Source organism: Alteribacter populi (assembly GCF_002352765.1).
GTDB lineage: Bacteria > Bacillota > Bacilli > Bacillales > Salisediminibacteriaceae > Alteribacter > Alteribacter populi.
Map to the genome: position 1 here is coordinate 3,966,678 of NZ_KZ293963.1, position 19,082 is coordinate 3,985,759.

Annotated in this window: 19 protein-coding genes; 14 read left to right on the forward strand and 5 right to left on the reverse strand. The window is 40.2% G+C overall.

The window, feature by feature from the left end; translation table 11 throughout:
* Positions 1-65: 65 nt before the first annotated feature.
* Both CDZ94_RS18255 and CDZ94_RS18260 read right to left on the reverse strand, forming a co-directional pair.
* Positions 66-719, reverse strand: coding sequence for a hypothetical protein (locus CDZ94_RS18255; protein WP_096439587.1), 654 nt, complete (start codon positions 717-719; stop codon positions 66-68).
* Between the two features lie 46 nt (positions 720-765).
* On the reverse strand, positions 766-1,038 hold the full coding sequence (locus CDZ94_RS18260; protein WP_096439589.1) for an acylphosphatase: 273 nt from the start codon (positions 1,036-1,038) through the stop codon (positions 766-768).
* A 153-nt stretch (positions 1,039-1,191) separates the two neighbouring features.
* Here CDZ94_RS18260 and CDZ94_RS18265 point away from each other — a divergent pair, with 153 nt between their 5' ends.
* Both CDZ94_RS18265 and CDZ94_RS18270 read left to right on the forward strand, forming a co-directional pair.
* Positions 1,192-1,938 carry a lysophospholipid acyltransferase family protein gene (locus tag CDZ94_RS18265; RefSeq protein ID WP_096439591.1) on the forward strand — a complete coding sequence of 249 codons (747 nt, stop codon included), beginning with the start codon at positions 1,192-1,194 and terminating at the stop codon, positions 1,936-1,938.
* A gap of 155 nt (positions 1,939-2,093) precedes the next feature.
* Complete coding sequence (locus CDZ94_RS18270; RefSeq protein WP_096439593.1) at positions 2,094-2,423, forward strand: SCP2 sterol-binding domain-containing protein; 330 nt, start codon at positions 2,094-2,096, stop codon at positions 2,421-2,423.
* 79 nt (positions 2,424-2,502) lie between these two features.
* Here the strand turns inward: CDZ94_RS18270 and CDZ94_RS18275 are convergent, their stop codons facing one another.
* On the reverse strand, positions 2,503-2,664 hold the full coding sequence (locus CDZ94_RS18275) for an FbpB family small basic protein (RefSeq protein WP_096439595.1): 162 nt from the start codon (positions 2,662-2,664) through the stop codon (positions 2,503-2,505).
* 177 nt (positions 2,665-2,841) lie between these two features.
* On the opposite strand from CDZ94_RS18275, the gene CDZ94_RS18280 reads away from it, so the two are divergent.
* The 7 genes from CDZ94_RS18280 (at position 2,842) to CDZ94_RS18310 (ending at position 12,139) form a co-directional block, all read left to right on the forward strand.
* Positions 2,842-3,321, forward strand: a complete 480-nt coding sequence (locus CDZ94_RS18280) for a ferritin-like domain-containing protein (protein WP_096439597.1) — start codon at positions 2,842-2,844, stop codon at positions 3,319-3,321.
* 759 nt (positions 3,322-4,080) lie between these two features.
* A complete protein-coding gene (locus CDZ94_RS18285) occupies positions 4,081-5,055 on the forward strand; it encodes an MBL fold metallo-hydrolase (RefSeq protein WP_157911781.1) in 975 nt (324 codons plus the stop codon).
* Between the two features lie 123 nt (positions 5,056-5,178).
* Complete coding sequence (locus tag CDZ94_RS18290; RefSeq protein WP_096439601.1) at positions 5,179-5,640, forward strand: hypothetical protein; 462 nt, start codon at positions 5,179-5,181, stop codon at positions 5,638-5,640.
* 1,056 nt (positions 5,641-6,696) lie between these two features.
* On the forward strand, positions 6,697-8,355 hold the full coding sequence (locus CDZ94_RS18295) for an ATP-binding protein (protein WP_245415757.1): 1,659 nt from the start codon (positions 6,697-6,699) through the stop codon (positions 8,353-8,355).
* Positions 8,348-9,046, forward strand: a complete 699-nt coding sequence (locus CDZ94_RS18300) for a response regulator (RefSeq protein WP_096439603.1) — start codon at positions 8,348-8,350, stop codon at positions 9,044-9,046. The genes CDZ94_RS18295 and CDZ94_RS18300 overlap by 8 nt, the downstream gene beginning before the upstream one ends.
* Before the next feature lie 248 nt (positions 9,047-9,294).
* A complete protein-coding gene (locus CDZ94_RS18305; protein ID WP_096439605.1) occupies positions 9,295-10,626 on the forward strand; it encodes a CitMHS family transporter in 1,332 nt (443 codons plus the stop codon).
* A 718-nt stretch (positions 10,627-11,344) separates the two neighbouring features.
* Positions 11,345-12,139: a VLRF1 family aeRF1-type release factor gene (locus tag CDZ94_RS18310; protein ID WP_096439607.1), complete on the forward strand. Its 795-nt coding sequence runs from the start codon at positions 11,345-11,347 to the stop codon at positions 12,137-12,139.
* A 303-nt stretch (positions 12,140-12,442) separates the two neighbouring features.
* Here CDZ94_RS18310 and CDZ94_RS18315 read toward each other — a convergent pair whose 3' ends face one another.
* Positions 12,443-13,648, reverse strand: coding sequence for an MFS transporter (locus CDZ94_RS18315; RefSeq protein WP_280951870.1), 1,206 nt, complete (start codon positions 13,646-13,648; stop codon positions 12,443-12,445).
* A gap of 169 nt (positions 13,649-13,817) precedes the next feature.
* Here CDZ94_RS18315 and CDZ94_RS18320 point away from each other — a divergent pair, with 169 nt between their 5' ends.
* The 3 genes from CDZ94_RS18320 (at position 13,818) to CDZ94_RS18330 (ending at position 16,527) form a co-directional block, all read left to right on the forward strand.
* Positions 13,818-14,201 carry an OsmC family protein gene (locus CDZ94_RS18320; protein ID WP_096439609.1) on the forward strand — a complete coding sequence of 128 codons (384 nt, stop codon included), beginning with the start codon at positions 13,818-13,820 and terminating at the stop codon, positions 14,199-14,201.
* Positions 14,202-14,250: 49 nt separating this feature from the next.
* Positions 14,251-15,603: an MATE family efflux transporter gene (locus CDZ94_RS18325; RefSeq protein WP_280951871.1), complete on the forward strand. Its 1,353-nt coding sequence runs from the start codon at positions 14,251-14,253 to the stop codon at positions 15,601-15,603.
* Positions 15,604-15,717: 114 nt separating this feature from the next.
* Entirely contained in the window at positions 15,718-16,527 is an 810-nt protein-coding gene (locus CDZ94_RS18330; protein ID WP_096439611.1) for a YfkD famly protein, read from the forward strand.
* Between the two features lie 223 nt (positions 16,528-16,750).
* Here the strand turns inward: CDZ94_RS18330 and yfkAB are convergent, their stop codons facing one another.
* Positions 16,751-17,881, reverse strand: coding sequence for a radical SAM/CxCxxxxC motif protein YfkAB (yfkAB, locus tag CDZ94_RS18335; RefSeq protein WP_096439613.1), 1,131 nt, complete (start codon positions 17,879-17,881; stop codon positions 16,751-16,753).
* Between the two features lie 162 nt (positions 17,882-18,043).
* Between yfkAB and CDZ94_RS18340 the strand changes: the two genes are divergently transcribed.
* Together CDZ94_RS18340 and CDZ94_RS18345 are read left to right on the forward strand one after the other, a co-directional pair.
* On the forward strand, positions 18,044-18,235 hold the full coding sequence (locus tag CDZ94_RS18340) for an SE1561 family protein (protein ID WP_096439615.1): 192 nt from the start codon (positions 18,044-18,046) through the stop codon (positions 18,233-18,235).
* A gap of 1 nt (position 18,236) precedes the next feature.
* Positions 18,237-18,875, forward strand: a complete 639-nt coding sequence (locus tag CDZ94_RS18345) for a histidine phosphatase family protein (protein WP_096439617.1) — start codon at positions 18,237-18,239, stop codon at positions 18,873-18,875.
* Positions 18,876-19,082: the final 207 nt, after the last annotated feature.

Below are 19,082 nucleotides of genomic sequence, written 5' to 3' on the forward strand. Positions count from 1 at the left end.
TCGGAATCGGGAAAACTGGTGTGAGTTTTCTTCTAAGCACAAGGTTACACCAGTTTCACCCTATCTTATAATTCTCTTTTATAGTTCTCATCATAGACTTTGATCGGTACATTTCCGATGGAACCACCTAGTAAGTGTGTTTCTTCTAGATTCACCTGAAACGGTAAGTGAACCACTCTTCGTTCCCGAGGGGATAAAGTTAGAGATACTTGAGATAAGTCATTCAATTTAGATAAATAAGGCTCTTCGTTTCTATTATGATCTTTTACGTCAATATAAAATGCGACTTCATTGCGGCTATGATTTTTTAAAGTTAACTCACATGCTCCTTCGACCTTTTCTTCATCAGAATCCGTTTGAAATTCGCATCGCGAATCTTTGGCGTTATAATGAATAGCCCCAACGCCATTCATTTGTGTCTGAACGGCCTCTACAACAATCCCAGGAACCAAAATACAGAAAAGCGAAGCAGAAAAAAATGTCACGAGTTTTTTATTAGGAAATTCGGATATTAATTTGCTTATTGCGAATAAAAATAGGAGGAAAGTTAAAATGCCTACAAAGTTAATACCTTGATAACCATTTGACCAAACTGGAATTCCAAGCTGATAAAACATCAGCTCTCCAAATGAAAAACGATGAGGGTAGGGAAGACTTAAAATCATCACTAAGCTTAATAGACCTAGGGGGAGCAACAATTCTTTCTTCTTCGTTTCCATTGTCTCTTCCTTTCGTTTCTAGTAGAGCAACCGTAGAGACTGCTCGTTAAGGTCGTACGCGAAAATCTTTCTCTTCGTTTAGAACTTGGATGTTATTCGTGACGATCGCTTCTACCTTTGCTGGGAATTGGCCTTTTTTTAGACGTTTTACAAAGGTTTCAACTGCTTTTTCATCACCTTCAGCTTCAAATTCTACAGTGCCATCAGGTAAATTCCGAACCCATCCTTTCATGTTTTCTTCGGCTGCTGTTTGCTGAGTAAAATTTCGAAAGCCCACACCTTGGACTTTTCCACTTACAATCCCCTGAATTCGTTTCATTAAGGTCAACTCCTTTTTGAAAAATCTCTTTTAATTTTATAATACCCTTTCTATACCGCGCAAATCATTAACCTAATTCATTTAAGACGACGAAGAAACAGACCTTTGATATAATAATGGAGATATAATATCGGGAGTTAAGGAGTCTGCAAAATGATAAGAACTGTCATATGGTTTATTTATTTTTGGCTGTATTTACTTAAATCTGTACCTAGTTTGATTAACGTGAAACGGTTGCGAAAGAACAATAAAAATGAGGAAGCTGATGCACGGATAAAATATGAATCTAATAAATGGGCAAGGAGCTTGGTAAAGCTGAGCGGTGCTCGCGTCCACGTTCATGGAAAAGAGAAGATTCCAACAAATGAGACGTTGTTGATTGTCTGTAACCACCAAGGAAACTTTGATATTCCGATCATTCTTGGATATCTAGACCTTAAAATCAGCTTCATTTCGAAAGTAGAAGTGAAAAAGCTTCCGTTAATTGCTTCATGGATGGAAGAGATGAACTGTGTTTTTATGGATCGAAAAAATAAAAGACAATCCATTAAATCGATTATTGATGGAGCTGAAAACTTAAAAAACGGTCATCACCTTGTTATTTTTCCAGAAGGTACGAGGAGTAAAGGCGGACCTGTTGGGACGTTTAAGCAAGGAAGCTTCAAGCTTGCTACGAGGTCAGGGGCTACTATTTTGCCGGTTACGATTAACGGGTCGTATAATATTATGGAAGCAAACGGTAACCTTTTAAAGCCCTGCGACGTCGACGTGACCATTTTAGATCCGGTTCGAATTCATCATCAGCAAAAAGATATGGACGGCATCGCTCTTGCGAACTATGTTCAAGAGCACATAAAAAAAGAACTAAATCCAATTGTAGGTTTGAAAGAGAATGTTTAGTGCGCTCGTTTAGGGGTTACCCGAATCATTTTATGTAACTAAAAGAAAAATGAACTAGTTTAAAGGAAAAACGATGGTATTTGTCGAAATGGATTTGAGTAGAAAATGAATGGTTATTCATTCATTTATTTGAGTTTATTATAGGGGGAATTGTGATGACAGTGAAAGACATGTTTGAAACGCTTACTAGCAGGATGAACAGCAATCCAGAGCATTTGGAAGGGGTAAGTGTTTTATACAAATTTGAGCTTAGTGGTGAGGAAGCGGGCATTTATCAGCTGCAAATTAATGGCAAGAAAGCCGAATACGACGAAAGTGAACCGGAGCAATCAGACATAACCTTGCAAATGAAAGATAAAGATTTTATGAAACTGTCAGAAGGAAATCTCAATCCAACAATGGCGTATATGAGTGGAAAATTAAAGGTGCGAGGAGATCTTTCATTAGCGCTTAAACTACAAACATTATTAAAGCACTATGCGTAAGGTGAAATAAGTAAAGGCTAAAGCCCGCTATGAAAACTCCGATAGCGGGCTTTAAAATGTGAAAAGTTGTCTCAAACTCTTAAAAACGAACCCTTTGTGGTAGCTTCTTGTTAACTTTTTCAATGGCATGTTTATCGTCGACTTTCTTTTCAATTAAATATATAGCTTCTGGGTCATTGAGTAATTGTTTTTTATTTTCACTAACGAGTTCTTCGAAGGTTTTATTGTAACGTTTACGCATAGAATCTTTCACCTCTTTTTAAATCAAATTCTAAATTTTCGATTAATTTAATTATACCCCATTTATTCTAAAAATATGCTGAAAAATTGTTACAATTTTAAGAACTTTGCCGAATAATAATTTTTGAGTGAAAAACATATATATGAGGTATCGATGATATGAAGGTGAGGTTTCAACATGTATGGATATGGGTATGGGCCCGAAAATGGAGGTTACGGGCAATCGACTCAACCTTCGATAAACTGGTCCACAGTCCTTCGAATGATTCGACAAATTATGAGTAGGGAAAGCATTGATGAGCTGACATATGATTATTTAAAATGCCTATCCAATAATGAAAAGGACGAACAGCTTATGGACCAAATGTTGGAAGATGAGCGGAAGCATTATGACACATTAAGACGGATCTATGCTGACATAACAGGGCAGTTTCCCGAATTAGAAGCATCGACCATTACTATTCCTGACAGTTATGAGGACGGATTAGGGAGCTTGCTTGAACGTAAATCTCGTACTGTCCAGCTTTATGTTTATTTGTATTTATACAGCCCAGTACAATACAAAGGGTTGATTTATCCTTTACTAATAGATGAACAAATTCATATGCAGCTTATTAATTATTTACTTATTCGAAAGCTATTTTCACAAATTTTCTGACTTGTACACATAATCCACAACGTTATCCCCAAACAAAACCTTTGATTTATCAGTTTTATAAAAGTTATGAACAGAATCCACAGTAAGGTGGGTAGTTATACACAGTTATTTTATCCCCAATGGGATGAATGGAACAACAATAGATTGATAGTTTTATCCACATTTTTGAAATTCTGTGGATAAAAAACCTGTGTAAAAAGGTTGCGTTTTCCATCGAGGGAACGTTATTTTGTTACTGCATACTAAGAAGAATGAAATACAGAATCACCTGACTGCGATAATAAGTGCAACTAAGCATATAGGTTTTTTATCTGTTTCTATCGAAAAGTGCACAAACAATGACAGAAAGTGAAAAATTGGCTAAAATAAAAGAAAATTGAATGCTTATTCATTTTCTTCACACTGCTCGTCTCAAGGTAAAAGCATCCTTGAGATTTAAAAATATGCAGTGAAAGCTAAACGCTGTTTTTAATAAAGGTTCTTTTTGCATAGTTTGTTGTTATTTATGGATAAATCGAAAAAGCGAACGGCGGCGACTCCAGCGGGAAAAGCAACACTGGTTTTCTTGCGACGAGGACCCTAGGAGCAGCTGAAGACCTCGTGATTCCGAACGAAGTGAAGGAAGAACGGATTTCGCACTTGCGTCCTAAAGCGTCCGCCTGTAGCTGATTCGAGCACTTTTCTTATAAAAAAGCAACAATTATTTGAAAACAGCCTTAATAAAAAACCGCTATGCGGTTTTTCTTAGGAGGCCCCATGTTGGTAAAAACAAAAGTAGTCGCACCCTCGGTTTATGGACTAACCCTCCCGACACCGTTTCTTGTTGGCCCTGTAAACGTGTATCTTGTTGAGGGAGAAGTGTTAACGTTAGTCGATGCAGGACCGAAAACGAAGGAAGCAAAAGAGGTTTTAGAAAACGAGCTTCATGAATTGGGTTATTCGTTAGAAGATATTGAGATGGTTGTTTTAACTCATCATCATCCCGACCATATTGGGTTAATTGAAGAATTTCCACAAGCGAAAGTGATAGCGCATGAAAAAACAAAACCTTGGCTCGAACATGATTTGGAATTTCAAATTAAGAAATCAGCTTTTTTCAAAGAGCTTTATTCTTCACATGGAGTTCCTAACGACATTGTAGCGCTTATTGAAAAATCGAATGACTACTACTTAGGTTACGCAAGTTATGCTCAAATAGATGAAATTGTTAAAGAAGGCGATACGATCATTGGATTGCCCGGATGGTCAGTCATTGAAACACCGGGTCATGCGCAATCACAAATTTCTCTTTATCGAGAAAGTGATGGCGTGCTTCTTTCGGGTGATCATCTCATTGCTCATATTTCATCTAATGCCATTATTGAAGCTCCATATAAAAATGACACGGATCGACCGCGCACCTTGATTCAATACAGGGATTCATTAAAAAAGTGCTCTGAAATGAATTTGTCACGTGTTTTTTCAGGACATGGTGGCCCTGTAAATGAGCCAATACAGCTGATTGAGGAGCGGCTCTTAAAGCAGGTGGAAAAAGCTGAAGCGATTAAGCGCTTGCTCGGCAAGGAAAAACTCACGTCATTTGAGCTTTGTATTCGACTTTATCCACAAATGTATAGTAAGCAGCCAGGCCTTACATTATCAGAAACGTTAGGACATCTCGATCTTCTTGAAGAAAGTGAAGAAGTATCGGTGTCATTGGAAGAAGGGATTTATTATTACCAAGTTGCCGAGTGAATGATCAATCATTTTCTTCGTCACAAAAAAAGATAGGCGATTTTTATCGAAAGTTTTGTTTGTTTTCTCGTTTTGTTGGTAAAATGGAAAGAAGGATAGGATGAAGTAGAGGAGGATTGAACAATGAAAAACGAGAATTCGAAAAAGAGCTGGTTAATCGGTGGCGTGGCTACTGGTTTAGCAGCGGGACTTATCTTTTTTGCAACAAACAAAAATGCCAGATCAAAAGTGACGAACACGTTTGAGGCAGTCAGCTGCCGAACAAATGAGTGGCTTCAATTTATTCGTGATAACCGTGAACCTTTTGTCAATCATATTCGTTCTTCAGCTGAGCGTGTCGCAACCATTGTAGAAGATGCATCAGAAGACATTCAAACAATTGTCGAATCGTCTCAGCAATTAAAGGAACATACTTTTGATATTTTAGGTACGATTCAAGAAGCAAAGGAAGAGTTTGAAGAGTTAGCCACCAAGTTAAAGCATCCAGACGAGCTTGGAGAAGATCTGGCCAACCTTGAAGAGAGTAACCGGAAACAATTCCCTACTTCGGAATCGGATAATGAGGAACCAACAAGCACAACATAGTATTGCGGAAGGGAAACTCACCGTTTCCATTCCTAGCCTGCTTTCTGATGATGAAGCTTTTTAGATCATCGTATCTCTTTTGTTGAAGAGCAAGCGTTGGTTGAAGAAGAAAAGTGGATAGAAGGCAGGGGAAAAGTGATCATACTTATTAAAGGTGTGATCGCTTTTTCAAATATTGTTTTGTAAAGCAGTCGGAGTTATGCTTTATATCTTGGTTCTGATTATGATTGAAGCGGAGGGCGAGATCATGAGCAAAAGCAAGCAAAAGAACAATAATAAGCAAGGTTCCCAAGGAAAACACAAGACGAGCAGTAGTGCGAATGGGAAAAATGGATATCACTCTTCACAAAGTTAACAAAGAAGCACCTCTTATATGGAGGTGTTTTCTTTGTTTTTCGGAAACGATTTTGCCTCAAGTTAAGGTCTTGGAAAACCACCCGTTCTTAATTTGAGCATTTAGAAGAGCGATAGTATAATCTCTGTAGGAACACAACCTGTTTCCTTTTTGCTGAATTTTTTTTTATTGTTGTAGAAAAAACTAACTTTTGTGTAGAATAAATTTACTTTTGTGTTGAATACATACTCTTTTGTGTAGAATTTTATCTCTTTCATGTAGAATTCCACCACTTAGCAGAAGTTATGTTTCCTATTTGCTGAATTTTTTACTTATTGAATTAATTTCATAATTCGTGAAAAGGCAAGTCTGGAGACCGTAGCCTAGTGAAATTGTAGTGTTTAAAAGCCCCCTTAATAAAAAAAGATCTTCTGCGTAGTAGGCCGTAATCTGCGAGACTCCTGCGGAAAAACGGACCAGCTGAGACCCCGCAGGCGTTTTTTCCCGAGGAGGCTTGGCGGTTCGTCCGCGGAAAGCGAGCAGATGGAGGCCAACGGAGCTACGGAGCTGCAAAGAGATACGCTTTTTACAATAAGCAGTAATCAAAAAAATAGTAAGGTTGTGTGCTTTTTAACAATGAATTATGAAAGTGATTCATTGTGTAGAAAAAACTAACTTTTCTGTAGGATATTAGATTTTGGTCGCGTGAAGGGAAGAGAAAAATGGCTGGATTTGATCGTCACCAAATGAAAAGGTACATAACAAAGCCACATGTACGTATGAGCCTTAAACTGAAAATGGTTTTATTAATTGGCTTACTAATTGTCAGTATGCTAACGATTATTGGCGTTTTTTTCTATCAATTTTTGGCGGATTCATTGGAGCAGCAGATTGGAGAGCAGGCGCTAGGTGTTTCTGGAAGCGTTGCGCAAATTCCTGAGCTCCGTGAAGCTTTTTCAAATGAGGATCCAGCAGCGACGATCCAACCACTTATCGAACCGATTCGTGAGGCAGCGGGTGCTGAATTTATCGTTGTTGGGAATACGGAAGAAATACGCTACTCACACCCTAACCCAAATCGGATTGGAAGCAGGATGATTGGTGAAGACAACGAAGGAGCACTTCTTCGTGGAGAATCTTACGTTTCAAAAGCTGAGGGGTCTCTTGGCCCTTCCATACGCGGGAAAACGCCTGTGGTTAATGAACGGGATGAGATCATTGGTGTTGTCTCAGTCGGCTTTCTCGTTGAGGATGTCCAAGGTGTTGTTAAAAACTACAGCGACGAACTTTTTTATGCATTGTTGCTCGTTGTTGCGATCGGCTTTATCGGTGCCATTTTGATTGCGATTTATATTAAAAGGGTATTGTTTGGTCTTGAGCCTGAAGAAATCTCTTATTTGCTTCTTCAGAAAGAGACGATATTGCAATCAGCCCATGAAGGAATTATTGCTGTAAACAGCAAGGGCAATATTACACTAGTAAATGTTGCGGCCCAGCGGCTTCTCGCCAGTGAGGAGGAGCCGGTAGATCGATTTATTGGACTTCCCATTCAATCAGTATTACCTAACTCTAAGCTTCCTGAAGTGCTCGTCCATGGTAAAAGTCAATATGATCAGGAGATGCAGTTTGGGAACCACATTGTTGTCGTTAATCGTGTCCCTATTTACTATGAGGGGGTGCTAGTCGGTGCGGTGTCCACGTTTCGAAATAAGACTGAAATCGAACGCTTAACAAAGGAACTAACGAGAGTGAAGGAATATGCGGACGGATTACGCGCGCAAACACACGAGTTTTCTAATAAGCTTTACACAATATTAGGCTTAATTCAGCTTGATCAAAAGGAAGAAGCTGTTGATTTTATAAGGGAAGAAAATAACGTACAGCAAGAATGGATTCGTCTGTTAATTGAGAAAGTGCCGGATCCGTTGATTAGCGCCATTTTATTAGGCAAATTAAATCAGGCTAATGAACTTCGTGTTCAAATGGACATAGACCCTGAAAGTACACTTACTTTTCCACTTTCTAATAAGAAACGGCATGTACTGGTGACAGTGCTCGGAAACTTAATTGAAAATGCGATTGATGCAGTAAAATCAAATCCTCCAGATGAACGACACGTTTCCGTATTTTTTACAGATATTGGGCAGGACATCGTTTTTGAAATTGAGGACTTAGGAGATGGTGTGCCCGCTGAGGTTGAACAAAAAATCTTTGAACAAGGGTTCTCAACGAAGGAGGGCTCTAATCGTGGGATTGGACTTGCACTGACAAAGCAACTACTTACAAACGTTGACGGAACAATTAGTATAGAAGCAGGGAGCGAAGGTGGCGCTTGCTTTGTCATTACTGTTCCAAAGCAGGAAGGAGGAAACTATGAGTGAAGACATATCTGTACTGATCGTAGAAGACGATTTTCGTGTTGCGGAAATTACCCGTCAGTTTGTCAATAAAATTGAAGGCTTTACCGTAATGGATGTTGCCAAGTCTGCGGCTGAAACAGAGCAATTATTAAAGAACCGTTCGTTGCCTAATCTGATTTTACTTGATGTTTACATACCAGATACTGTTGGGTTGAATCTGTTTTGGCAAATAAGAAAAGCTCATCATAATATCGATATGATTATGGTGACTGCAGCAAAAGAAGCAGCAACAATTGAGGAGACACTTCGCGGCGGAATCTTTGATTATATCGTAAAGCCAGTCGACTTTGATCGTCTTGAGCAAACATTTAATCGTTACAAGGCACAAAGAAGTGCGCTTGTCTCAAAGGATGAAATGGAGCAAGATGAGATTGATAGCCTTTTGAAAGGTGGAAAAGAGCGCTTAAAGAAGGACTTCGATCATAGTGATCTGCCTAAAGGAATTGATCCTTTAACGCTCCATGAGGTAAGAAGCTTGCTAACACAGTTTAAAGAAACGGGAATCACTGCAGTAGAGCTTGGTGAGAGAGTGGGTGCAAGTCGATCTACAGCCCGGCGTTATTTGGAATACCTGGTATCGATTCAGGAGGTTGAAGCAAAGTTGAAATATGGGGATGTCGGTAGACCAGAGAGACGATATATTCCCATCTAGAGGGTTATTAGAAAAGATCCTCTTTGAGTCGCGTTGTGAACAATATGAACAAAACGAATAATAAGGTTGTTATTTACTTTATATGAGTAATCTTTATCCCTCATTTTTTATGTAGTAATGTATTGTTTAACTACTGAAAAGAGGGATTATTCACACAATTGGAAACGTTTTCTTTCGCGTGTGTTTGAATACGCTTACAACAAATCCCTCCTTTTCACCACTCAACTTGTGGAGAGAGGAGAAAAACAATGCTAAGTATTATTGGATTTTTAACGATACTCACCATTGTTCTGTTGCTCATTAGCGGCAGGATCACGCCAATTATGGGGTTAGTACTCGTCCCAATCGGTGGAGCATTACTCGCGGGATTTGGTATGGAGGAAATTGGCGTCTTTTTTAATGAAGGAATTGATTCGGTATTCAGCGTTGTCATTATGTTTATTTTTGCAATCTTGTTTTTTGGTATTATGCAGGATACAGGTTTGTTTGATCCTTTAATAAATAAAATGATTGCGGTATCAAAAGGAAATATTGTTGCTGTTGCTGTAGGGACAGTGGTCATTGCCGCTGTCACTCATTTAGATGGATCAGGTGCTTCGACATTTTTAATTACGATCCCAGCGCTCTTGCCACTTTACTTACGGCTTCGGATGAATCCGTACATGCTATTATTGTTAGTCGGAATGAGTGCGAGCATTATGAATATGGTTCCATGGGGGGGGCCAATCGGTAGGACAAGTGCCGTACTTGGTGTTGATCCGACGGAACTTTGGCGACCACTAATTCCTGTACAACTATCTGCTTTTGTACTGCTTATTGCGCTTGCCGTATTCCTTGGATTAATGGAAAAACGAAAGATCGCTCGAGCTGGGGAAGAGAGACATGAAGCAGATTTGGAAGTAGCTGCGACCCTTGAGACGGCGGATGATGGGCCGCTACCAAAAAAGGACGACTCGCTGGCACGTCCAAAGCTCATATGGCTTAACTTGCTCATTGCACTATCGGTTATTGCTGTACTCGTATGGGGCATTATTCCTTCAGGCTTTGTCTTTATGATCGGCTTAAGTGTTGCACTACCACTGAACTACCCTAAAGTAAAGGATCAGATGGACCGGATTAAGACCCATGCACCGAACGCTCTTACAATGGCTGCAATAATTCTTGCGGCAGGATCATTCCTCGGAATCATGGATGGAACGGGGATGCTAGATTCACTTGCAGCAGACCTTGTCACGATTTTACCAGCGTTTGTCGTCCCATACTTGCACGTCATTATGGGCGTATTCGGGGTTCCATTTGACCTTATCCTTAGCACTGATGCTTATTACTTCGCGATGCTACCCGTTGTTGAGCAAGTTGTCACTGCTTACGGTGTTTCCTCGGTGACAGCAGCATACACGATGGTAATTGGGAATATTATTGGTACGTTCGTCAGTCCGTTTTCACCGGCCCTTTGGCTTGCTCTTGGTTTAGCTGGTCTTGAAATGGGACGTCATATCCGCTATTCATTCTTTTGGATGTGGGGCTTTAGTATTGTCCTCTTGTTTATCGCCTTTTTGCTCGGTGTGATTTCAATTTAATTAAATTGAAGAAGAGCTCTTCGGGGCTCTTTTTTTGTTTAGATTTAAGTATAAAAACCTACGTTTCGGTGTCTAGCTCTAGGCGCCATGTCTCGTGTAAAATAATCTGCCCTATTAAAAGTGAAAATCACTTTTTATCGGACAGAATATTTGCATGTCGCCGATAAAACGCTCAAATCGCAGATATAACGATCAATACCCCCGATGTCACACAAAAAACTGATAATAATCATACCTTTCTGCTTAAGTAGCTTTTGATTAAAAACCAACAAATGAATAGAGAATTTAAGCACATATTCCGACGCCTAGGCGCTTGTTCTTGATAACTAAAGTTCAAGACAATCTGATAACCCCAAGACCAAACTAAAAATTCCTAACATAATGGACAACTTCCTGGAGTACATATAATCACACAGAAAAGGAAGTTTGATTAGTCTGTGTAAAGGATACAGACTAATACGAGCATGTAAACAAGCTTGTAGAGGTTGTTCAAAAAGTCCGCTAAAAATAGCTGTCGTAGAATAGGGGCTCCTGCTAAATACCGCCATGTCCTGTGGCGAACGCAGGAGTCACCCAATCCTGGGGAAGCTCGTTGGCTTACTTCTATGCTCGTCACGTAGTAACATAATACGTTCCGGTGCTCGAAGACGTCGCCGCCTCGATCTACTCGGCTCTTTTTATGCTCCTTTTTGAATACTCACATTTAAGGAGGTTCAGAATGTCACTAGCAAAAGAACTCGAAGCTTTAAAGGAATTTCAATGTCCAGATGGAAAATGTGTTTTGTCTGTTTACTTAAATACGGATCGTGCAAATCAAGATCAGCAAAAAGGGGAATGGAAGATCCGCTTAAAAAACGGGTTAAAAAAACTCGATGAATACTTAGAGGTTAGCGGGAACGCTACGCAATTAAAAAATTACCGTAAGCTTAAAACGAAAGTGAAAAAAGAAATTCTCGGAAATCAGGTAAATTTGCAAAAAAGTGTCGTTATTTTCGGGTCAGAGGAAGGCGACCTGTGGTCTGTTCACTACTTACAGCTTCCAGTTGAAACAAGCTTTTATTGGGAAAACTATGCGGTTGTAGATCAACTGGAATCATTACAAAATGATTTCCCAATGAGTGGAGTTATTTTAACAAATATGGATGAAATAAAAATAATCGACACAGCTTTAGGAGAAGTCAACGAGACAAGAACGTATACGTTCGACCCGAATACAGAGGACTGGACGTTTAAAGAGGGGCTAGCTGCAGCTGAGCATATCGCTTCAGGAGCAAGTCACGTTGACCAGTACCAACAACGTTTTGAAGAAAATATGAATCGTTTCTACAGGAAGATGGCAACGAACATTGAACGGATGAAGCGTGACCGCAAATGGCGTACGGTTTATTTGGTTGGTGAACCTGATATGACAAGGACGATGAAAGCCGAGCTCCGTGTCGATGTGAGTAAGTCAGTAAATAAAAATTTAAACAACGCACGACCATCTCAGGTTTTGGCTAATGTGTTTAAATAATGCTGTTTTCTAAGAGATATTAGCTTTTGGTATGCAATGACATTTAAAAGCTTGTGAATGATAGTAGGAAGAGCAGAATCTTAAAAAAAGAGAGGCTGCTCTTCTTTAGTGTATTTGAGAAAGGCTCTGTTGTTTTTATTGTTAAATCGAAGGAGCAAAATACGGCGATTCCAGCATCGGGAAAAGCTGTCACGCTATGCGTGACAGGGCAAGCATGCGCTTGCCTAACGCTCAAAAAAACAAATAGCAACAATCTTTAAAAAAACAGCTTTAATAAAAGACCGCTATGCGGTTTCTCTTATTTTACGCAACCTGATGGGCTTCACTAGGTTGTTTACCACTCATACGATCAAAGATAAATCCGGCAATGAGCATGAGTGTGAGTACGCCACTAATGGAGTAATAAATAGCACCATCCCCGATTCTTTCGATAAACAATCCGCCTGCTGTAGGCCCGGTCATGCTTCCAAGAGCGAACATAACGCCCATCATCACATTACCAGTCGGTAGGAGAGAACTTGGTAACAAGTCAGCCATATAAGCAATACCGAGTGAAAATAACGAGCCCAGCAGCATTCCCGCGATGATAAAACAGGCAAGAAGGGCCCACATGTTTGCTTCGACAAAGCTCATCGATAAAAAGCTAATCAATCCGAAGAAAATAATAATTCGTAGGACACGGTTTCTTCCGAATTTGTCACTGAGCATCCCAAGTGGAATTTGGGTAAACAAGCTACCGAACACGAAGCTCGTTAATAAGACAGCAGCCCATTCAAGTTCGATTCCAACCCTGAGAGCATAAACTGGATAGTTACCGTGGAGTGAGGCTTCTAAATAACCAAAGCAAAAGCTCGGCAAGAAGGCGAACCATGCGAGTTTGAATACTTTTTTATATCGCCCGATTGTATTCAGTTGGCCGGCTGTTTCGATTTCGTTATTTGGCCACTCATTACGTAAAAACAAAATGAAAATCCATGCGACAACACTTGTCGAAGATGCGATGATAAACGGTAAAAATTCATTAATGTTAAGTAGGCTGGTCATTAGCGGGCCGAGACCAAAGCCCATACCAAATGCGAGTCCGTAGATGGCTAATTGGCGTCCCCGCTTTTCTTTTGTACTTGTGGAGCTGATCCAAACTTGAGTCGAAAAATGGATTAAGTTATCACCAATGCCGACAATAACACGGAGAATAAACCAAAACCAAAATGTCTGCCAAAATGGAAATAAGATAAGCGAGATCGTTACTAGAAATAAGCCGGTTACAATGACCGGTTTATACCCGAATGAACGTACTGGACGTTCAATGAATGGGGAAATGAGTAAAATCCCAATATAAAGAGCAGCTGCGTTTAGCCCGTTGGCAGATGAAGAAATGCCAGCATTTTCAAGCATGACTGCTAAAACAGGGAGGAGCATCCCTTGTGAAAATCCAGCGATAAGCACCATGCCGACAAGTACCCAATAGCGATATACAGGATTGTTTTGTAGTTGGTGAGTATGGTCCACAGCAAGCCCTCCTTTATGTAAACAATTCTAGAAAATTGAAATCCCTTCCTCATTGTAGTCGGTTTCAAAAGTTTTGCAAGTGTTTCACATTTGACTTAAATACGTGACGAATGCTACGAGGAGAGGGTAAAATAAAATCACGTACATATATAAAAGGATGGGATATAAGATGAAATTTACGATGACAGAAAACGCATTTGAGACTGAGGAAAATTTCGGAAAGCTTACCGTTTCGGGCAATGATGAATACGGGTTTCGGCCGTTTCAATTAATGGTCAGCTCGATTGCTGTTTGTAGTGGAGGTGTTCTTCGTAAAGTACTGGAAAAGCAGCGCATGTCAGTAGCAAGTATGACAATTGATGCTGATGTGACTCGGAATCCTGACGAAGCGAACCGGATTACAAAAATTGCGCTTCATTATAATATAGCAGGAGAAAATTTATCTGAGAAGAAAGTTGAAAAAGCGATTCACGTGGCAAGCAAAAACTGTCCAATGGCGCAAACCGTTGTCGGGAGTGTAGAACTCGAGGAAACATTTACGATCAGCGAATAGTGAAGGAAGGGAAATTCCCTTCCTTCTTTGATTAGGAGGAAGAGAACTCGTGCAGACAAATAACCAATACGACTTTACAGAAGGCAGTATTATTAAAAAAATGATATTCTTCTCTTCTCCGATTTTTTTGACCAACCTGTTGCAAACGTCATACCAAATTATCGACAGTCTATGGGTTGGAAACCTATTAGGGGCAAATGCTTTAGGCGCGATTGCGGTCTCAGGCACGGTTGTATTTACGATATTATCGTTTATTATCGGGCTGAATACAGCAGCCCTTACCGTTTTGTCACAACGAAAGGGAGCCAGTGATGCGGAAGGGTTAAAGGATTCTTTAAACGCATTTGTCGTGGTGTTAGGGTCATTAACCATCGTGCTTGGGATTTTAGGTTTTACTTTGTCAGGATCAATATTAACGTGGATGGGAACGCCGGACGATATTTTACCTTTGGCTACGACCTATTTACAAATTAACTTTATCGGAATTTTATTTTTATTTGGATATAATTTTATCGCTACGGTTCTTAGAGCATTGGGAGATAGTAAAACACCGGTCCGGTTTGTGTTAATGGCCGTGGTTTTAAATGCTGCACTCGATCCTGTTTTCATTTATGTTTTTGATCTGGGGATTGCTGGTGCGGCTTACGCGACGATTGTTTCACAAGGAACAGCCTTTATTTACGGTCTCATTTATTCATTAACGAAAGCAGGAGTTCCGTTTTCAAAGCCGCATCTACCTGAAATGAGGTTTTTGAAGGTGATCTTTAAGCTTGGTTTGCCATCCGGTATGTCGATGATGGTCATATCAGGTGGGGTCCTCGCGATTATGACAGTGGTGACGACCTTTGGGGAAGGGGTGGTAGCTGGCTTTGGTGCCGCGCAACGGTTAGATAGTTTGATTATGCTCCCAGCCCTTACACTCGGTTCAGCGGTAAACAGCATGGCTGGACAAAATATCGGTGCCAGGCTTTGGGAGCGTGTGTCAGATATTACTCGAAGCGGGATGTACCTTATTTTATCTGTATCCTTTTCGATAGGTGCCATTGTATTTTTTAGCGCGGAATTTTTAATTTCTCTGTTTGTTGCTGATCCGGAAACAATTGCGTTCGGTGCTGCCTATGTAAAAACTGTGGCCTTCTTTTATCCGTTCCTAGGCATCAATTTTGTGTTGAACGGAATTGTCCGAGCCTCAGGGGCGATGTTTCAAGTGTTCGTTTTAAATACGATTTCGTTTTGGATACTTCGTTATCCATTGACCTATTATTTTTCGAGTGTATTTGGGGAGCATGGGATCCCAATTGGTATGGCAGTCAGCTTTGTAATTAGCAGTGTTATTGCAATCGGTTACTACCGGTTTGGGCGTTGGCGTAAGATTAAAGTGATAGAAGACGAAGAGGTTTGAGAAGAAGATAAGGAAGAAAAAAACAATCAGTAATAAATTCCGTTAGTCGTGTTTGGATAATTTTATTTTTAAGTTGAAAAACTAAGTGCAAGTAAACGACTAAAGGAGGACACCATGAAACGACTGATTTTAATATCTTTAGCGATCCTGTTCTGTTTTCTAAGTTTTTCAACGTATGCATTTGCTGAAGGAGAAGAAGAGCCTAAAACTGAAAAAAAACTCATTCCTGACTCAGCAATGAGCATTTCAAAGGAAAATACGTACCCAAACCCAACGCAGGACTTGCCACGTTTGCATCCGAGTGAATTAGCAGAAGAGCTCATTGATTCCACAGAAAATAAGGTTGAGAATCCAGACCTCATTAAAATGTTCAACGAGTCTTCAATCAAAGGGTCTAAACTTGCTCTTGGAATGAATGTTTCGATTTTCCTTGGTCAGTGGCCTCTAGCCTATGACTCGGACGAAACGACAGTGAACTGGGAGTTTGAAAAAGTGAACACGAACTTTGTTGACAATCGTGGTGGAAAAGAATCAAAGAAAATGGAGTTTAACCAAGAGCAGCAAAAGAAAGTCAAAGGCGGCCTTACTGCAGACATTCTAAATGCAGACATGGTTAAAAAGATGATGATGCTTGAAGCAGCTGGAAAAACGAAGCTGCCATTAAGCTTTGATACGGTTGTTGGATATGGGACGAAAGTAGAGCGGGTTTATAACATTCCAACAAAAAACGTAGGTTACCTTCATGCATACGCACCAGCTGTAAGTGAAAAGGGAAAAGTAACATATGGTGAAGTGTATTTGCGTATGAAAGGTGATGAAAAGTGGCTCGAAGTAAAAAATGTCACACAACAAGGAATTGGAGCATGGATTCCAATTCAAGACTACTTAGACTTTAAATTTATCACCTCAAATCAGCCACACTAAAGAGGATATCTCAAAAGGACGTCGTATTTTGACCTTTTGAGATATCCTTGAATAATGAGTGGAGTGATGTTTTTTACTAGGAACAGTTTTGTTGTAGCTGTTCCTAGTTTTTTTACGGTCACCGGTTATTTTTAAAAATTCTGCGCTCATTTTCTAATACCGTTCTTCATTTGTGGCTGAAATAATATTCAAAAGCGATAGCTACAGCCCCTTTTCAAGAGGCCTACCTTTGTTGGTTACTGTATGCAATTTGCGAGTGGCGCTTTGTAAAATCGATGTCCGAATAATAAGCTTGTTTAACTAAAAGGTTAGGGCCGAGGCACTCAACAGCCGAGCAATGACAGTCAATAGATTTTGAAACCTCGCTCGTGCGCCACGTTTTGTAGGCTTCTTGGAGTGTCGTCGTTTGTATATTACCGAGTGCAGGTGCATCGGCAAAATCAGTCACGTTAATTGTCCCGTCAAAGATGTTTAGATTAACACGCGATCGGCCATCTGGGTCGTTTCGAACGGTGACATTTGATGTATTGTAAAGCCGCTTTAACAACTTAAGATCGTCGTTGTTCTCGTTACATGGATAAAACGGTAATGTTCCGAACAACATCCAAATGTCATCCCGCTTGTGATCGAGAAGTCGATGAATTCCGTTGCGGATGTCTTTAAGGTTCGCCACTTCTAATGCACTAGCGAAATCACTTGGATACATTGGGTGAACTTCATGACGTTGGCAACCCATGTCAGCAATTTGATCATGGATGCTTTCTAAGTGCGGAAGTGTTCGTTTGTTGAGCATCGTTTCTGCAGAGACGATCACGCCTTCAGATGTGAGAGCTTTACTGTTTTCTACCATTTGGTTAAAATACCGCATTCGCTGTTCTTTTGATGGTTTTTTTTCCATCACGGCAAATCCAATGTCAGCAAAATCTTCAGGACTGCCGTAGTTGTGAGAAATATGTAGGACATCCAAGTATGGAGTAATCAGCTCATATCGTTTAAGTGGAAGTGTCAAATTCGAGTTGATTTGTGTGCGAACACCCCGCTCGTGAGCATAGCGCAAAAGCGGAACTACATATTCTTTTACTGATTTCATAGACAGCATCGGTTCGCCGCCGGTTATGCTTAAGGACTTCAAATCCTTTACTTCATCTAAACGCTTAAGAAGTAATGAAAGTGGTAGCGGATCCGGATCTTTCGCCTGAAGTGTGTAGCCGACCGCGCAGTGTTCACACCGCATGTTACAAAGTGTGGTCGTCGTAAGTTCGACGTTTGTAAGCCGAAGCTCGCCATAATCTTTTATGTCTTGGTACGCCTCCCATGGATCAAAGGAAGGGGTAATCGGTTGTAATTTACTCATTTTAAAACGCTCCTTCAAAGAATATCATACATGGTGTGGAGGTAGCTGTCACCACCCGATGATGTCCAATTCTATGGAAGGTTGTTGAGTTTTACATAAAAGCTTTGTTACAATTAGATACTGTTACTAACGGTTTTATGATAGAAAGGAGATCCATAGATTATGGGCGGACCTGTTTACGATAAACAAGAACAGATGAAATATTTACATCAACGAATTGAACTTTTAATGACAATGCTTGATAACATCGACCCGGAAGAAGCAGGCGTCGAAGATATCGACCGCATTATCGAAATGCTCGATGAACTCGAAACAAAAGCAAAGCAATACCGTAACCATTGGGACGGTAAATAGAATGATTCTCTATTTGATTAGACATGGACAGTCAGAAGCAAATGTAAAAGGAATTATTCAAGGTCATGCTGAATTTCCTTTGTCCGAACTGGGGAAAAAGCAGGCAGTACTTGCAGGGGAAGCATTTCGTGATCATCATTTAGATATGATTTTTACAAGTGACCTGGAACGGGCGACGAAGACCGCTGAGGCGATTGCTGAATTTCACCCGTTGGATGTTCTTCCATGGGAACAAGTTAGGGAAATAGGCTTGGGACCTTTGGAAGGTAAAACGCGTGCAGAGATGAAAATTGAATTTCCTGATTTAGAAACAAAATCTCTTCTCACGTCAGGTATTGAAGGGTCAGAAACGATAGAAGAAATAACTGCAAGGTGCGCTCATGTCGCAGAACAGCTACGTGCTGCTTATAAAGGGAAGCGTGTCGCGATTGTGTCTCACGGAGGATTTATTAGTATTTTTCTTATGTACTTAATTGCCGGGGAAAAGTGGTTCGAGTTGTATCGGCCATTCGTGATCGGTAACACGGGAATTACAAAAGTAGAGTGGCGCAATGATGGACAAATGAAGTTCCACTATGTCAACCGCGCCGATCATTTGGAGCGCGAGAAAGATTTAAAAAGTTCTACAGTATTATACTAGAGGATATCATCCGCTTTTAACTTGCAAATGCAGGTCGGAAGCGGTTTTTTCTTTTGGTGTTTGGGGGGCGTTTTGTGGAATCCTCGATATCTGATTGAAAATCGAAACTGCTGAAATCTTAAAGAAAGATGCAAAAATTAAAACAAAACTTGCTAAACTTCAGGCAAAAGTTAAAGAGCGCTAGAATAATGACTAAACTCACTAATA

Excerpts from the sequence above, each read along its gene's own strand:
- CDZ94_RS18345 (WP_096439617.1), top strand. The coding sequence starts at position 18,237 with ATGATTCTCTATTTGATTAGACATGGACAGTCAGAAGCAAATGTAAAA.
- CDZ94_RS18300 (WP_096439603.1), top strand. The coding sequence starts at position 8,348 with ATGAGTGAAGACATATCTGTACTGATCGTAGAAGACGATTTTCGTGTT.
- CDZ94_RS18320 (WP_096439609.1), top strand. The coding sequence starts at position 13,818 with ATGAAATTTACGATGACAGAAAACGCATTTGAGACTGAGGAAAATTTC.
- CDZ94_RS18340 (WP_096439615.1), top strand. The coding sequence starts at position 18,044 with ATGGGCGGACCTGTTTACGATAAACAAGAACAGATGAAATATTTACAT.
- CDZ94_RS18265 (WP_096439591.1), top strand. The coding sequence starts at position 1,192 with ATGATAAGAACTGTCATATGGTTTATTTATTTTTGGCTGTATTTACTT.
- CDZ94_RS18275 (WP_096439595.1), bottom strand. The coding sequence starts at position 2,664 with ATGCGTAAACGTTACAATAAAACCTTCGAAGAACTCGTTAGTGAAAAT.
- CDZ94_RS18305 (WP_096439605.1), top strand. The coding sequence starts at position 9,295 with ATGCTAAGTATTATTGGATTTTTAACGATACTCACCATTGTTCTGTTG.
- CDZ94_RS18330 (WP_096439611.1), top strand. The coding sequence starts at position 15,718 with ATGAAACGACTGATTTTAATATCTTTAGCGATCCTGTTCTGTTTTCTA.
- CDZ94_RS18310 (WP_096439607.1), top strand. The coding sequence starts at position 11,345 with ATGTCACTAGCAAAAGAACTCGAAGCTTTAAAGGAATTTCAATGTCCA.
- CDZ94_RS18295 (WP_245415757.1), top strand. The coding sequence starts at position 6,697 with ATGGCTGGATTTGATCGTCACCAAATGAAAAGGTACATAACAAAGCCA.
- CDZ94_RS18280 (WP_096439597.1), top strand. The coding sequence starts at position 2,842 with ATGTATGGATATGGGTATGGGCCCGAAAATGGAGGTTACGGGCAATCG.
- yfkAB (WP_096439613.1), bottom strand. The coding sequence starts at position 17,881 with ATGAGTAAATTACAACCGATTACCCCTTCCTTTGATCCATGGGAGGCG.
- CDZ94_RS18270 (WP_096439593.1), top strand. The coding sequence starts at position 2,094 with ATGACAGTGAAAGACATGTTTGAAACGCTTACTAGCAGGATGAACAGC.
- CDZ94_RS18290 (WP_096439601.1), top strand. The coding sequence starts at position 5,179 with ATGAAAAACGAGAATTCGAAAAAGAGCTGGTTAATCGGTGGCGTGGCT.
- CDZ94_RS18260 (WP_096439589.1), bottom strand. The coding sequence starts at position 1,038 with ATGAAACGAATTCAGGGGATTGTAAGTGGAAAAGTCCAAGGTGTGGGC.
- CDZ94_RS18255 (WP_096439587.1), bottom strand. The coding sequence starts at position 719 with ATGGAAACGAAGAAGAAAGAATTGTTGCTCCCCCTAGGTCTATTAAGC.